This window comes from Enterobacter sp. T1-1, assembly GCF_000710795.1.
Classification (GTDB): domain Bacteria; phylum Pseudomonadota; class Gammaproteobacteria; order Enterobacterales; family Enterobacteriaceae; genus Enterobacter; species Enterobacter cloacae.
This window is the reverse complement of record NZ_JALW01000003.1, coordinates 1-15,450: the sequence shown is the minus strand read 5'-3', so window position 1 is coordinate 15,450 and position 15,450 is coordinate 1. Positions and strand designations below refer to the sequence as shown.

15 protein-coding genes are annotated in these 15,450 nt (G+C 56.9%); 5 read left to right on the top strand and 10 right to left on the bottom strand.

Translation table 11 applies throughout. The annotated features are described in order from the left end of the window. Positions 1-17: 17 nt before the first annotated feature. The 3 genes from AK59_RS0100770 to AK59_RS0100760 are packed head-to-tail and all read right to left on the bottom strand — an operon-like array spanning position 18 to position 2,934. On the bottom strand, positions 18-488 hold the full coding sequence (locus AK59_RS0100770; protein WP_020690148.1) for a DUF1456 family protein: 471 nt from the start codon (positions 486-488) through the stop codon (positions 18-20). Between the two features lie 47 nt (positions 489-535). Further along, positions 536-1,255, bottom strand: coding sequence for a two-component system response regulator BtsR (btsR, locus tag AK59_RS0100765; RefSeq protein WP_013097930.1), 720 nt, complete (start codon positions 1,253-1,255; stop codon positions 536-538). Beyond that, positions 1,249-2,934, bottom strand: a complete 1,686-nt coding sequence (locus AK59_RS0100760) for a sensor histidine kinase (protein ID WP_013097931.1) — start codon at positions 2,932-2,934, stop codon at positions 1,249-1,251. The genes btsR and AK59_RS0100760 overlap by 7 nt, the downstream gene beginning before the upstream one ends. A gap of 218 nt (positions 2,935-3,152) precedes the next feature. Here AK59_RS0100760 and mlrA point away from each other — a divergent pair, with 218 nt between their 5' ends. Further along, on the top strand, positions 3,153-3,893 hold the full coding sequence (mlrA, locus tag AK59_RS0100755) for an HTH-type transcriptional regulator MlrA (protein ID WP_029881769.1): 741 nt from the start codon (positions 3,153-3,155) through the stop codon (positions 3,891-3,893). A 69-nt stretch (positions 3,894-3,962) separates the two neighbouring features. Then, on the top strand, positions 3,963-4,076 hold the full coding sequence (locus AK59_RS1000000124115) for a protein YohO (RefSeq protein WP_010433613.1): 114 nt from the start codon (positions 3,963-3,965) through the stop codon (positions 4,074-4,076). Here AK59_RS1000000124115 and AK59_RS0100745 read toward each other — a convergent pair. From AK59_RS0100745 to bglX, 5 genes are all read right to left on the bottom strand, one after another. Further along, a complete protein-coding gene (locus tag AK59_RS0100745) occupies positions 4,051-4,788 on the bottom strand; it encodes an ABC transporter permease (RefSeq protein WP_029881768.1) in 738 nt (245 codons plus the stop codon). The genes AK59_RS1000000124115 and AK59_RS0100745 overlap by 26 nt on opposite strands. After that, complete coding sequence (locus AK59_RS0100740) at positions 4,772-5,722, bottom strand: ABC transporter ATP-binding protein (protein ID WP_020690144.1); 951 nt, start codon at positions 5,720-5,722, stop codon at positions 4,772-4,774. The genes AK59_RS0100745 and AK59_RS0100740 overlap by 17 nt, the downstream gene beginning before the upstream one ends. Then, the gene (locus AK59_RS0100735) at positions 5,715-6,872 is read right to left on the bottom strand and encodes an ABC transporter permease (protein WP_020690143.1); all 1,158 of its coding nucleotides are present in this window, start codon (positions 6,870-6,872) and stop codon (positions 5,715-5,717) included. Before AK59_RS0100735 ends, AK59_RS0100740 begins: the two co-directional genes overlap by 8 nt. Before the next feature lie 12 nt (positions 6,873-6,884). Then, positions 6,885-7,802 carry a glycine betaine ABC transporter substrate-binding protein OsmF gene (gene osmF / locus AK59_RS0100730; RefSeq protein ID WP_013097936.1) on the bottom strand — a complete coding sequence of 306 codons (918 nt, stop codon included), beginning with the start codon at positions 7,800-7,802 and terminating at the stop codon, positions 6,885-6,887. A gap of 146 nt (positions 7,803-7,948) precedes the next feature. Continuing rightward, positions 7,949-10,246 (bottom strand): beta-glucosidase BglX, encoded by a 2,298-nt coding sequence (gene bglX / locus AK59_RS0100725; protein WP_020690142.1) that lies wholly within the window; start codon positions 10,244-10,246, stop codon positions 7,949-7,951. A gap of 189 nt (positions 10,247-10,435) precedes the next feature. Here bglX and dld point away from each other — a divergent pair, with 189 nt between their 5' ends. Then, positions 10,436-12,184: a D-lactate dehydrogenase gene (dld, locus tag AK59_RS0100720; protein ID WP_029881767.1), complete on the top strand. Its 1,749-nt coding sequence runs from the start codon at positions 10,436-10,438 to the stop codon at positions 12,182-12,184. A 111-nt stretch (positions 12,185-12,295) separates the two neighbouring features. Then, complete coding sequence (locus AK59_RS0100715) at positions 12,296-12,850, top strand: GNAT family N-acetyltransferase (RefSeq protein WP_029881766.1); 555 nt, start codon at positions 12,296-12,298, stop codon at positions 12,848-12,850. Between the two features lie 95 nt (positions 12,851-12,945). Here the strand turns inward: AK59_RS0100715 and pbpG are convergent, their stop codons facing one another. Further along, positions 12,946-13,869, bottom strand: coding sequence for a D-alanyl-D-alanine endopeptidase (gene pbpG, locus AK59_RS0100710; protein ID WP_013097940.1), 924 nt, complete (start codon positions 13,867-13,869; stop codon positions 12,946-12,948). A 167-nt stretch (positions 13,870-14,036) separates the two neighbouring features. Next, positions 14,037-14,624, bottom strand: a complete 588-nt coding sequence (locus AK59_RS0100700) for a Yip1 family protein (protein ID WP_013097942.1) — start codon at positions 14,622-14,624, stop codon at positions 14,037-14,039. Positions 14,625-14,781: 157 nt separating this feature from the next. Between AK59_RS0100700 and AK59_RS0100695 the strand changes: the two genes are divergently transcribed. After that, on the top strand, positions 14,782-15,354 hold the full coding sequence (locus tag AK59_RS0100695; RefSeq protein ID WP_013097943.1) for a DedA family protein: 573 nt from the start codon (positions 14,782-14,784) through the stop codon (positions 15,352-15,354). The last annotated feature ends 96 nt before the right edge of the window (positions 15,355-15,450 follow it).

The window sequence follows — 15,450 nt, the reverse complement described above, 5'->3', positions numbered from 1 at the left end:
CCGCACCCATTCCGCAATCACGCCTTCGTATTATGCACCCGGTGGGTCAGCCCGCGCAGGAAATTACGCAGAAACTGGTCGCCGCACTCGCGGTAATTTTTGTGGCCCGGCGCACGCATCATGGCGGTCACTTCCGGCACGGATACGCGGTATTTTTGCTCCGTCATGATCGCCACAATATCATCCGTTTTCAGCGAGAACGCGATACGCAGCTTTTTCAGCACCGTGTTGTTGTCCACCCGACGCTCCAGCGCCAGTTCAGGTGCAGAATCATCTTTGCCACGCTTATCGTAGATCAGACCGTTCAGGAAGCCTGACAGGATAATGTCAGGGCAGCGAACAAACCCCTCTTCGTCCTCTTTGGTCATCCAGGTGTCAAAACCAGCAGAGGTGGATTCCATGGCAGACAGCGCAAGAATGCGCACCATGTCGTTGTTGTTTGCTTTCAGGGTGTAGCGCAGGCTACGAAGAATATCATTACTAAGCATGAGTGCCTTTAACTGTCGATGATGCAATGGCGCGCAGTGTACCAGTTTTACAGCCCAATCGCCTCTTTCAAACTTTTCAGGTAGCGACGACTGACGGGTACCGTTTGACCGGCCCGCAGTATCAGCTCTGCCTGACCGTTATCTTCCAGACGGATCTCTTTCAGGTGCGCCATGTTAACCAGATACTGCCGATGGCAGCGGACAAGCGGCGTGCGGCTCTCCAGCGTGCGCAGCGTCAGCTCGGTGAAGCCTTCATTGCCCTCGGCGCTGGTGACAAACACCCCGCTCAGGCGACTGCTGACAAATGCCACATCATCCATTTGCAGCAGGTAAATCCGGCTATGCCCGGTACACGGGATAAACTTCAGCGGCTGCTGGTTTTCCGGCAGCAGCGTGACGTCCTGTACCGTACGCTCCTGGCGTAAACGCGTCAGGGTCTTTTCGAGCCGCTTCTCTTCAATCGGCTTCAGCAGGTAATCGAACGCGTGTTCTTCAAAGGCCTTCACGGCATATTCGTCAAACGCCGTCAGAAACACGATATACGGGCGATGCTCCGGGTCAAGCATGCCGACCATCTCCAGCCCGCTGATACGGGGCATCTGGATGTCGAGGAATAGCACATCCGGGCGCAGTTTATGCACAGCACCAATGGCTTCAATGGCATTGGCGCACTCTCCCACAATCTCAATGTCACTCTGCTCCTGCAACAGCACGCGCAGGTTTTCCCGTGCCAACGGTTCATCATCGACTATCAGCACTCTTAACATGCGGTCTCCTCCAGCGGCAATCGTAACGTAATACGGGTAAATCGGTCCGGCTCACAGGCCACGGTGATGCCACATCCATCCCCAAAGTGAGCGCGCAGGCGTTTATCCACCAGGCTCATCCCCAGCCCGCCGGAAGCGGACGGGACGTAAAGCCCGGCATTGTCTTCAATATTCAGCACCAGATGATGATTAAAACGGCTGGCAGAAATAGTGATCTCCCCGGTGCCCAGAAGCTGCGATGTCCCGTGTTTAATGGCATTTTCCACAATAGGCTGCAGCGTAAAGGCCGGGAGATGCTGATAAGCCAGCTCATCCGGTACGGATAACGACACCTGCAGACGAGACTGGAAGCGCGCCTGCTCAATCTGCAGGTAGGCGTTAACATGTTCAATCTCATCGGCCAGGGTCACAATCTCAGACGGCCGTTTCAGGTTCTTGCGGAAAAACGTCGACAGAAACTGCACCAGCTGTGCGGCCTGGTCGCTGTCGCGGCGGATCACCGCTTTCAGGGTGTTGAGGGCATTAAACAGGAAATGCGGATTCACCTGAGCGTGCAGGAGCTTAATCTCCGACTGCGTTAACAGGGCTTTTTGCCGCTCATATTGCCCCGCCAGGATCTGCGCGGAAAGCAGCTGCGCAATCCCCTCCCCCAACGTCCGGTTGATCGAGCTGAACAAGCGGTTCTTCGCTTCGTAGAGCTTAATGGTTCCCATCACCCGCTGGTTTTCCCCCCGCAGCGGAATGACCAGCGTAGAGCCGAGCTTACACTGCGGATGCAGCGAACAGCGGTAAGGCACTTCGTTACCGTCGGCATAGACTACCTCACCGGTCTCTATCGCACGAAGCGTATACGCGGACGAAATCGGTCTGCCAGGAAGGTGGTGATCGTCGCCGGTACCGGTAAAGGCCAGCAGCTTTTCACGATCGGTAATCGCAACGGCACCGATATCCAGCTCCTGATAGAGCACCTGCGCCACCTTCATGCTGTTTTCTTCGTTAAAGCCCTGACGCAGGATCCCCTCGGTTGAAGCGGCGACTTTCAGTGCCGTGGCAGAGAACGCCGAGGTGTATTTCTCAAACATGGCGCGCTTGTCGAGCAGAATGCGCATAAACAGCGCCGCGCCCACGGTGTTGGTGACCATCATCGGGGCGGCAATACTGTTCACCAGATGCAGTGCGTCCTCGAAAGGTCGGGCGATAAGCAGAATGATCGCCATTTGCGCCATTTCGGCCACAAAAGTGATCGCGCCAGCGGTAAGCGGGCTGAAGACTTTATCCGGGCGGCCTCGTTTGATCATGTAGCTGTGCACCAGGCCACCAAGCAGCCCTTCCACGATGGTCGAGATCATGCAGCTCAGCGCCGTCATCCCGCCCATGGAATAGCGGTGCAGCCCACCGGTTAAACCGACAAGGCCACCCACAACCGGGCCGCCCAGCAGCCCGCCCATCACCGCGCCGATGGCGCGCGTATTGGCAATGGAGTCTTCGATATGAAGGCCAAAATAGGTCCCCATGATGCAGAAAATGGAGAAGGTCACATAACAGAGGAGCTTGTGCGGCAGGCGGACGGTGACTTGCATCAGCGGGATAAACAGACGCGTCTTACTCATCAACCAGGCGATGACAAGAAACACGCACATCTGCTGAAGCAACAGCAGCACCAGATTAAACTCGTACATACTCAGGAACCGCACCTTCTGAAAACGCGTAACATACACTGAAGGCGCCGAAGTTTCTTTGAAGCAGTCCAAAAAAGCGGTAAATCGTGTCCGTCATCACATCTTTTGCCGAACATAACGGCTGCTTCGCATTATTTGTACAAAAAAAAGGCAATTCTTCCTGGTTCGACAAACTGGGTCTACAGTTAAGCTTGGGACGCGTTAGCCAGGGGGCGAATATGGCGCTTTACACGATTGGTGAAGTGGCACTCCTTTGTGATATCAATCCCGTCACGCTACGGGCTTGGCAGCGACGGTATGGTTTACTCAAACCGCAGCGCACGGACGGCGGTCACCGCCTTTTCAATGATGCCGACATCGATCGGATCCGCGAGATCAAAAGCTGGATAGATAACGGTGTGCAGGTGAGCAAGGTAAAGTCTCTGCTCTGCCATGACGATCCCGATACGCAACACCGCTGGCGCGAACAGCAGGAAACCCTGCTCCGGCTTCTGCAGGCGGGCAACGTTCAACGTCTGCGCGCGTGGATCAAAGAGCAAGGCCGCGATTATCCAGCGCAAACCTTAATCAACCATCTTTTCATCCCGCTTCGTCGACGGCTGCAATGCCAGCACTCTACCTTGCAGGCGCTGCTGAGTATGCTCGACGGGGTGCTAATCAATTATATCGCCGTCTGTCTGGCCTCGGCGCGAAACAAGGGCGGAAAAGACGCGCTGGTTGTTGGCTGGAACGTGCACGATACCACGCGGCTGTGGCTCGAAGCCTGGATCGCCACCCAGCAGGGCTGGCGCGTGGAGGTGCTGGCGCATTCGTTGGCTCAGCTACGGCCCGAATTCTTCGACGGCCAGACTCTGCTGGTCTGGTGCGGGGAAGTGCCCACCGCCTCGCAGCAACAGCGGCTGACGGAATGGCGGGAGCACGGTTATCCGGTTTACGCCCTGGGCCCCGATGAAACGTAACGGCATTTAATGGTTCATTAACAGCTGCGCTTCACCGTATAATTGTTCCGTTAACAACAGGAGCAGATGATGAAGGCAACCAAACTGGCCGTAATTACCCTTTTTGTACTGATGGCCGTAAGCGGCATCGGCGGCGTGATGCTGGCCGGGTACTCATTTATTGTTCGTGGCGGTGTCGGCTGAGAAGCCGGGCCAGTCGTTCAAACAGGCGATCGATAACGATGGCCGCCAGCGCCACCAGTACCGCACCCTGAACGATATAGGCCGTATTGAACCCGCTTAAGCCGATAATGATCGGCGTTCCCAGCGTATTGGCCCCCACCGTAGACGCGATGGTCGCCGTGCCGATGTTAATAATCACCGACGTACGGATCCCCGCGATAATCACCGGTGCCGCAAGCGGCAGCTCAACCTTGCACAGCCGCTGACCGCTGCTCATGCCCATCCCTTCGGCCACGCTCAGTACCGATGCCGGTACCGACGCAATGCCCGCCAGCGTCCCCTGAAGAACAGGCAACACGCCGTAAAGGATCAGCGCAATGATAGCCGGTTGCTGACCAAACCCGATCACCGGCACCGCAATCGCCAGTACCGCCACCGGCGGAAATGTCTGTCCGATAGCCGCAATCGTCTCTACCAGCGGGCGAAACTCTCTTCCCCAGGGCCGGGTGACCACAATCCCCGCCCCCACGCCCAGCACCACGGCAATCGCGCTGGAGAGCGCCACCAGCCACAGGTGCGCCAGGGCAAGATTGATAAAACTCTCCTGCTGATAGACGGGGCGCGGCAGGCCGGGAAAAAGCGAGCTGAACAGCGCCGCACTGTGCGGCATCAGAAACAGCAGGGCAACAAAAAGCCCCGTCAGCCAGAGGAGCGGATCACGCATGACCTTCACGCGTCACCTCCCCGGCCAGCAGATCGCGAAAATGCAGGGTGCCACACGGTGCCCCAGCGGCATCCGTAACCGGCAGTACCTCGCACTGGCGCGCCACAAATGCAGAGAGCGCGTCCCGCAGGCTCATCTGTTCCTGTAACGGTTCACCGCCCATCGCCACATCCTGTCGACGCATATAATCGCTGACGGTTCGCAGGGAGAGCAGTCTGACGCCCAGTTCGCTGCGTCCAAAAAACTCGCGCACAAAATCGTTCTGCGGATGGGTCAGCAGTTCAAGCGGCGTGCCCTGCTGGATCACTTCCCCGTGGTCCATCAACACCAGATGATCGGCCAGCCGCAGCGCCTCATCAATATCGTGGGTCACGAGGACGATCGTCCGGCCAAGGATGCGGTGAATGCGGGTCATCTCGGTCTGCAGTGCCCCGCGCGTAACGGGATCGAGCGCGCCAAAAGGCTCATCCATCAGCAATACCTGCGGGTTCGCCGCCAGCGCGCGCGCCACTCCCACACGCTGCTGTTGTCCACCTGAAAGCTGATGCGGATAGCGGCCACGCAGCCCAGGCTCTAACCCCAGCAGCGACATAAGCTCGTCCACCCTCTCGTCACTCTTTGCCCGCGACCATTTTTCCAGCTGCAGCACGGTGGCAATGTTCTGCGCGACCGTCCAGTGGGGAAACAGGCCGATGGACTGGATGGCGTAGCCCATGCGACGACGCAGCTCCAGCACCGGCAGACTGCGGATCTCTTCCCCGGCAAAACGTATTACACCGCTGTCATGCTCCACCAGGCGGTTGATCATCTTCAGCGTGGTGGACTTCCCCGACCCCGAGGTGCCAATCAGTACCGAAAACGCCCCCTCGGCAAAATTCAGGTTCAGGTGACTTGCTGCCGGACGACCGGCAAATGTTTTACTGACATCGTGAAATTCAATCATTGGCTCTTCTCCCGAGCAACGCGAGCCATAAGGCAAACAGCGCATCGATGACGACCGCCAGTGCAATCGTGGGCACCACGCCCAGTAACACCAGATCCAGCGCGCTGCTCAGCAGCCCCTGGAACACCAGCGCGCCAAAACCGCCTGCGCCAATCAGCGCGGCGATAACCGCCATCCCGACGGTCTGGACCGCCACCACCCGCAGGCTGCGCAGCAGCAGGGGCAAGGCGAGCGGCAGCTGGATCTGCCAGAAGCACTGTCGCCGGCTCATCCCCATCGCGTGGGCGCTCTCCAGTACATCCGGCGCGACCTGGCTTAAGCCCGCCACCACGCCGCGGACCAGCGGCAGCAGCGCGTACAGCACCAGGGCAATAAGCGCGGGGGTTAATCCGGTTCCGGCGATACCGACCGAGGCTAACGCCGGAAATGACTTCACCAGCCCCGCCAGCGGCGCAATCAGCAGGCCAAACAGGGCCACGGAAGGGATGGTCTGGATCACGTTGAGCACGGCAAAAACCCCGCCCTGGCGGGAGGGATGACGATAACACCACATGCCAAGCGGTACCCCCAGCAGTAACGCCGGGAACAGCGTGCCGAAGAGGATCGTCAGGTGTTGCGCCAGCGCATCATCAAACACCTCCTGACGGTTGGCGTACTCTTTTAACAGCGAGAGATTATTCAGCTCACCGCTGAACAGCAGCAGCAATGGAATACACCAGATCTGGGCATTGAGCACCCAGCGCCAGGCAGATGACGGGATCAGGCGGCGGATCGCATCGCTGCAGGCCAGCAGACACAGCGCCAGCCACAGCCACAGCCCACTGCCCACGGTGGTTCGCGCCAGTGGACTTTCCGCCGAGGTCATGTGCGTGGCGGCAAGCCCGGCACTCCAGAACAAGGTGATGAAGAGGCCTTCACTGAGGAGTAGCGTCAGCCACTGTGCAACCCGCCCACGGCTGAGCGAGAGCACAACCAGTGCACCCAGCGCCACAACCAGCAGCAGCGGCGTAAACGGCCAGACCTGCCAGAGCGCGCGCCCTTCCCCCGACATCAGGCGGTTTGGCGCCACATTGACAAACGGTAGCGCGACCGCCGCAATGGCCACACAGGCCAACAGCAGCAGTACGCGGTTATGACATTTTATTGGCACATCCCTGTCCTGTTACTTCACAAGCCCTTGTTGTTTCAGGAAATCGGCGGCCACTTTTTTGGCATCCAGTCCCTCTACGGCAATGCTCGCATTGAGCTGTTGCAGTGTTTTTGCATCCAGTTTTTCAAAGACCGGTTTGAGCCAGTCGGCGATATCCGGGTAGGCTTTCAGCACCGCCTCACGCACCACCGGCGTGGGGGCATAAATAGGCTGAACGCCTTTTGGATCGGTTAAGGTCTGCAGACCAAGCGCCGCGACCGGGCCGTCCGTACCGTAGGCCATCGCCGCATTGACGCCAGAGGTCTGCTGCGCCGCCGCCTTGATGGTCACCGCGGTGTCACCGCCCGCGAGCGAGAGCAGCTGTGCCTGGTCAAGCTTGAAGTCGTAGGCTTTTTCGAAAGCAGGCAGCGCGTCCGGACGCTCGATAAACTCCGCCGAGGCCGCAAGCTTGAAGTCGCCCTTCTCTTTCAGATAGCGGCTGAGATCCGCAAGTGACGTTAGTTTGCCTTTCTCCGCCACGTCTTTACGCACCGCGATGGTCCAGGTGTTGTTGGCCGGAGCCGGAGTCAGCCAGACCAGCTTGTTCTGTTCTGCATCGAGTTTCTTGACTTTTTCATACCCGGCTTTGGCGTTTTTCCATGCCGGATCGTTTTCATCTTTGAAGAAAAATGCCCCGTTGCCGGTGTATTCCGGGTAGATATCCAGCTCGCCGGAGGTGATGGCCCCGCGTACCACGGGCGTGGTACCCAGCTGAACTTTATTCACGGTTTTCACGCCGTGGCTTTCCAGCACCTGCAAAATAATATTCCCGAGCAGCGCGCCTTCAGTGTCGATCTTTGAGCCCACTTTTACCGGTTCTGCCGCCTGTAACGGCAGGCTTAGCGCCGCGAATAACGCCGCAGAAACTACCATCCCCGTTTTAATCGTCATTCCACTATCCTCATTTTTTTGCTGCCTTTTTCAGAGGCTTGAGAGAAAAGCGTAGCTTAAAACGGCGGATTTACCCGGCAAAATGCCTTTTTAGCATAAGGTAAGACGCATCCCCCGGTGAACGGGGGATGCAAAGGAGGGAAAGGTTACAGCAGCTCGAACTCGCCTTTATTGACGCGGGCGGAATCCACCCCAATGTAGACATTGAACTTGCCCGGTTCCGCATCGTATTTCATCTGCTGGTTCCAGAACTTCAGGGCATCCACGTCAATCGGGAAGCTGATGGTTTTGGTTTCACCAGGTTTCAGGTTGACCTTCTCAAAGCCGCGCAGCTGTTTCACCGGACGGCTCATGGATGCGGTCACATCCTGAACATACATCTGGATCACCGTCGCACCTTCACGTTTACCGGTGTTCGTCACGTCAACGCTGGCAGTCACTTTACCGTCACGCTTCAGGCTCGGGGCCGACATTTTCACGTCAGAGACCTTAAAGGTGGTGTAGCTCAAACCGTAACCAAACGGATACAGCGGGCCGTTCGCTTCATCGAAGTAACGGGAGGTGTACTTGTTTGGCTTATCGGCGTTATACGGACGGCCGGTATTCAGGTGGCTGTAGTACACCGGGATCTGCCCGACAGAGCGCGGGAAGGACATCGGCAGTTTGCCCGACGGGTTGTAATCACCAAACAGCACGTCGGCGATGGCGTTACCCCCTTCCGTACCGGCGAACCAGGTTTCCAGAATAGCATCAGCCTGCTGATCTTCTTTCACCAGCGCCAGTGGACGACCGTTCATCAGCACCAGCACCAGCGGCTTGCCGGTGGCTTTCAGGGCGGCGATCAGATCGCGCTGGCTTTGCGGGATCGTGATGTCCGTTCGGCTGGAGGCTTCGTGTGCCATCCCCTGTGCTTCACCCACCACGGCAACCACCACGTCAGACTGTTTCGCGGCGTTTACCGCTTCGTCAATCATCTCTTTCGGCGAGCGCGGATCCACCTTCACCGCCTCTTCATACTGATTGAGGAAGGTCACGATATCTTTATCATCAGTGACGTTCGCCCCTTTGGCGTACACCACCTTAGCGTTTTCACCGACCGCATTTTTAATACCGGTGAGCACGGTCACGGACTGATCGGCCACGCCCGCAGCAGACCAGCTCCCCATCACGTCGCGCTTGCTGTCGGCCAGCGGGCCGACCACCGCAATGGTGCCGGATTTTTTCAGCGGCAGCGTGTCGAGGCGGTTTTTCAGCAGCACCAGGCTTTCACGGGCCACTTCTCGGGCCTCTTTACGGTGCAGACGGCTTTCGGCATTGGTGTCCGCCGGGTCTGACTCTTTCGGACCCAGGTGGCTGTACGGATCGTTAAACAGCCCCATGTCATATTTCACGTTCAGCACGTGACGCGTGGCATCGTCCAGCTCCGCCATCGTCACCTTGCCGCTCTTCACCAGCCCCGGCAGGTATTTGCTGTAATATTCGTCGCTCATGCTCATGTTGATGCCGGATTTGAGCGCCACGCGCACCGCATCTTCCGGGTCGGAGGCCGTACCGTGTTTGATGAGCTCTTTAATGGCGCCATGGTCAGAGACGGTGATGCCCTTGAAGCCCCACTGGTCGCGCAGCACGTCTTTCAGCAGCCAGGAGTCAGAGGTGGCAGGCGTGCCGTTGAGCGAGTTCAGGGCGACCATCACCGCGCCGCTACCGGCATCCAGGCCTGCTTTGTACGGCGGCATGTAATCGTTAAACAGGCGCTGCGGGCTCATGTCGACGGTGTTGTACTCTTTACCGCCTTCCACGGCACCATAAGCGGCGAAGTGCTTGACGCTGGTCATGACCGAATAACGATCCGCCGGGCTTTTACCCTGCATCGCTTCCACCATGGTTTTCCCCATCGTGGCGGTCAAATAAGTATCTTCACCAAAGCCCTCTGACGCGCGGCCCCAGCGCGGATCGCGGGAGACGTCAACCATCGGGGCCCAGGTCATGTTCAGGCCGTCGTCTGCGGCTTCATATGCCGAGACGCGCCCGACGGTTTTCACCGCGTCGAGGTTAAAGGAGGAGGCCAGACCGAGGCTGATAGGGAAAACGGTACGCTGTCCGTGTACCACATCATAGGCGAAGAACAGCGGAATTTTCAGGCGGCTAAGTTCCATCACCTGATCCTGCATTTTGCGGATATCCTGACGGGTCACGGTGTTAAAAATCGCCCCTACCTGGCTCTCTTTAATCATTTCGCGGATCGCCTCTTTCGGGTTATCCGGGCCGACGCTGATAAGACGCAGCTGGCCGATCTTCTCATCGACCGTCATTTTCTTGAGCAATTCCGTGACAAACGCGTCCCGTGCTTCAGGCGTAAGCGGGTGATTGCCAAACAGTTCATCTGCCAGCGCAGGTTGCAGTGCCAGGCTGACGGCGACACCTACAGAACATAGCCATTTCATGTCGTTTTACTCTCTCATCAATTTCCGCCGGAAGATCTCGGCCAGGGCGTGCGAAAAGCGCAGTGTGCCACAAACCCTCAGAACGTTGCAGGGTTATTCTCTGATTTTTCTCGCAAATACGCGCCCTCTAAACAGCTAATCGCGCTATGCTTTACAGCGAGAAATTTGCCCCACCACAAGGAGTGGAAGATGTCTTCTGTTCGAACTGCCGATAACACGACTTTTATTAACGAACTGTCGCGCCTGGTTGGTCACTCTCACCTGCTTACCGACCCGGCCAAAACTGCCCGCTACCGTAAGGGCTTTCGTTCCGGACAGGGCGATGCGCTGGCGGTGGTTTTTCCCGGCACGCTGCTGGAGCTGTGGCGCGTCCTGAGCGCCTGCGTTGCCGCAGACAAGATTATTTTAATGCAGGCGGCTAACACCGGCCTGACCGAAGGTTCGACGCCGAACGGCAACGATTACGATCGCGACATCGTGATTATCAGCACCCTGCGCCTCGACAAACTTCACCTGCTCGATAAAGGCGAGCAGGTACTGGCCTTCCCCGGCACCACCCTCTACTCGCTGGAAAAAGCGCTTAAGCCGCTTGGGCGCGAACCGCATTCGGTGATTGGTTCATCCTGCATCGGCGCCTCCGTCATTGGTGGGATTTGTAATAATTCCGGCGGTTCGCTGGTGCAGCGCGGCCCGGCTTATACCGAAATGTCGCTCTATGCCCGTATTGATGAAAACGGCAAGCTGACGCTTGTGAACCATCTGGGAATCGATCTGGGCGTCACGCCGGAGCAGATCCTGAGTAAGCTCGACGACGATCGCGTGAAAGATGCAGATGTACAGCACGATGGCCGTCATGCCCACGATCACGATTACATCACCCGCGTACGTGATATCAACGCGGATACACCAGCGCGTTACAACGCCGACCCGGATCGCCTGTTCGAATCCTCCGGCTGCGCGGGCAAACTGGCCGTTTTCGCGGTCCGGCTCGACACCTTCCCGGCCGAGAAAAAACAGCAGGTGTTTTACATCGGCACCAATCAGCCTGACGTGCTGACCGAAATCCGTCGTCATATTCTGGGCGAATTCACGCATCTGCCGGTGGCGGGCGAGTATATGCATCGGGATATTTACGACATCGCCGAACGCTACGGCAAAGATACGTTCCTGATGATCGACAAGCTCGGCACCGACAAGATGCCGTTCTTCTTCACCATGAAGGGCCGCACCGATGCGATGCTGGAGAAAGTGCCGCTGTTTAAACCCCACTTCACCGACCGCTTTATGCAGAAGCTGGGTAACGTTTTCCCGGCCCACCTGCCGGAGCGAATGAAAACCTGGCGCGACAAGTATGAACATCACCTGCTGCTGAAAATGGCCGGGGACGGGATCGCCGAAGCACAAAACTGGCTGAGCGAATTCTTCAAAACCGCCGAGGGGGATTTCTTCGCCTGTACACCTGAGGAGGGGAGCAAAGCGTTCCTGCACCGTTTTGCCGCTGCGGGGGCCGCCATCCGTTATCAGGCCGTACACTCAGAAGAAGTAGAGGATATTCTGGCGCTGGATATTGCGCTGCGACGCAACGATACCGAGTGGTTTGAACACCTGCCGCCGGAAATCGACAGCAAGCTGGTGCATAAGCTCTACTACGGCCACTTTATGTGCTACGTCTTCCACCAGGATTACATCGTTAAAAAAGGGGTCGACGCGCACGCCTTGAAAGAGGAGATGCTCGCCCTTCTGCGCGAACGTGGCGCACAATATCCTGCGGAACACAACGTTGGGCATCTTTACAAAGCCCCTGAGACACTTAAGCAGTTTTATCGCGAGAATGACCCTACAAACAGTATGAATCCCGGCATTGGTAAAACAACGCGGAATAAATACTGGAAAGAGAGCGGTAACGCAGAGCAGGCCATTACGCAAGCATCTGATTAATTCATACAGCCATATTTAAGAGATTGTTAAGCACAGCTCAATCGTACTAGAGTACCTGCACTCGCCGGAGAAACGTTTCTCCGGCATTCTTTGACGAGGAGCAGGCACATCATGTCGGCTGTTGATATTTTATCCGTAACCGAAGTGGAAGTGCGCGATGCCCTTCCCGACGATGTGCATGCCATTTCGGCTATTTATGCATGGCATGTACTTCACGGACGTGCGTCGTTTGAGGAAATCCCCCCCACCGTTGATGAAATGCGTAAGCGGTTGAAAAACGTGACCGATAACGGTTTCCCCTGGCTGGTGGCGCTGTATCGCGGCATTGTGGTGGGCTATTGCTACGCCACGCCATACCGTCCACGACACGCGTATCGCTTCACGCTGGAAGAGTCAATCTACGTGGATGCCAGCACCACCGGACGCGGTTTTGGCAGTGCACTAATGGACGCGCTGATTGAACGCTGCGAACAAGGTCCCTGGCGTCAGATGATTGCCGTTGTGGGGGATGGCCATAATAACGCCGGGTCATTGCGGCTGCATAAAAAGCACGGTTTTGAAGTGGTCGGTCAGCTGCGCAGCGTGGGCTACAAAAAAGGCGACTGGCGGGATACGGTGATTATGCAGCGCCCGCTTAACGACGGAGACTGGACCCTGCCGGAATAGGCCCAGTGCGGTCTGGTGCCCTCACCTCGGCCCTCTCCCACCGGGAGAGGGAGAAAACATAAAAAACGGTAACACTGTTACCGTTTTGCTTTAACCTAATCGTTCTGCGCCGTCGCCATCTGCTCGGCTTTCTGCTTTTTATACGTCAATGCCGCAGCCGGAACAGGCTGCACTTTCCCGGTTTCAATCCAGGTGCGCAGTCGGCTGGCATCGGCGAAGTGAGTATATTTGCCGAAGGCATCCATCACCACCAGCGCCACCGGTTTACCGTTGAACACGGTACGCATCACCAGACAGTGACCCGCCGCGTTAGTAAAGCCGGTTTTCGTTAACTGAATATTCCAGTTCTCGCGGTACACCAGGTGGTTCGTATTGCGAAACGGCAGCGTATAGGCCGGGTTCGCAAAGGTCGCCATCTCTTCACGGGTGGTACTGAGCTGCCCAATCAGCGGGTACTGTTTGCTGGCAATCAGCAGTTTGGTCAGATCGCGCGCCGTAGAGACGTTGTGAATCGACAGACCTGTCGGCTCAACAAAACGGGTATTATTCATTCCCAGCGCTTTGGCTTTGGCATTCATCGCTCGAATGAAGGCGTCGTAGCCGCCCGGATAATGGTGGGCGAGGCTCGCCGCGGCGCGGTTTTCTGACGACATCAGCGCCAGCAACAGCATGTTTTTACGGCTGATTTCACTGTTCAGGCGCACGCGGGAGTAAACCCCTTTCATCTCCGGCGTGTGGCTGATATCCACTTTCAGTTTTTCATCCAGCGGCAGATGTGCATCCAGCACTACCATCGCGGTCATTAATTTGGTTATCGAGGCGATCGGGCGCACCAGATCCGGATGGCTGGCGTAGATCACCTTATTGGTGTTGAGATCAACAATCATCGCGCTGCCGGAAGCGATTTGCGGTTGAGCAGCAGCGGTGGTCACCGCGGGCGTTTTGGCGAGAGCTGGCACGCCAGCGGACGCCCCCAGCAACAGTGCCAGGCTAAGTAAAGAAACTCGGAATTTCAGCATGGTGAGACTTCTGATAATTATTCACGCACGTTATGACGTACACCGCCTGCGTCGACGGAGAAACACAGGCTGGCTTCGGCATCATAGCGGTCACCGTGCATTGTCGCCAGCGGATAATCGTGAACAGATGCTGCATTGCTGGCATTTACGCCAGCAATGCAATTAACTCAGAAGAGACGGTAACCATAACCCCAAAGAATCACCGTCAGCGCCAGTAACGCTTCCAGTACCAGCACGCCGATGGCGAGCGTAGAGCTGGAAAAGCTCAGGCCTTCTTCTTTATTGATATTCAGGAAGGTAGGTACGCCCAGATACAGCAGATAGCCGGTGTAAAAGAGCGCAATGGTCCCGATCAGCGCGCACAGCCAGACCAGGGGATAGAGTGCAACAATACCGCTTAAGAACAGCGGGGTCGCGACGTATCCGGCAAAGACCATACAGTGTGCCAGGGAAGGACGCTGCGGATAGTTACGTGCCATCCAGTGAATGACGCGTCCCATAACCGCCACCCCTGCCAGCATCAGGCCATAAAAGAGAATGGCAAGATAAAGCCCGGTAAACCAGGAAAGCTGTACTACGGTGCCATCACCAAAGTTCCAGCCGATTTGTGTTGTACCAATAAACGCGCATATCACCGGCACCGCTGCCATCAGCAGCACGTGGTGCGTGTAATGATGCGAGACCGTTTCGTTCTCACTTTTGATGACATGCATTTCACGATCGGGATGGGAAAAAAGTCCCCAGACATGGTTCATAGCGCCCCCTTGTTGTCGGCCCGTCATCGATACCTTAAGTATAATGCAGGGTTTAGATTATTTTATGTACAGTGGGAAATTTCCGTTGATTGCCCCGCGGTTGTCACAAGGGGTATATGATTAACCGAGGCACGCTGAGGGAGATGATATTTACGTAATGGATATCAACGGAGTTATTGAACAATACGGATACGCTGCGCTGGTTGTCGGAAGCGTGGCAGAAGGTGAAACCATCACCCTGTTAGGCGGCGTCGCCGCGCATCAGGGATTACTTAAATTCCCGCTGGTTGTCGCCGCGGTTGCGCTGGGCGGGATGATTGGCGATCAGCTGCTCTACTTTCTGGGGCTGCGTTTTGGGCCGACGCTGCTTAAGCGTTTCGCTAAGCACAAGAAGAAAATTAACCGCGCGCAGCGGCTGATCCAGCGCCACCCTTACCTGTTTGTGATTGGCACCCGCTTTATGTACGGCTTTCGGATTATCGGGCCGATATTGATTGGCGCCAGCCGCCTGCCGCCGAAAATTTTCCTGCCGCTGAACGTGATTGGCGCGTGCGCCTGGGCGCTGATCTTTACCACACTCGGTTACGTGGGTGGAGAAGTGATTGGCCCGTGGCTGCATAACCTTGACCAGCATCTGAAGCACTGGGCGTGGCTGATTCTGGTGGTTGTGGCGGTGATTGGAGTCAGGCTGTGGATGCGGCACAGAGAGAAGAAGCAGGATGAGGAGTGAGTGCGGTCTGTTGCCCTCACCCTAACCCTCTCCCACTGGGAGAGGGAACTTAACACACCCTCTCCCACGGGGTGAGGGGAAGCTACCCCGCCGGCT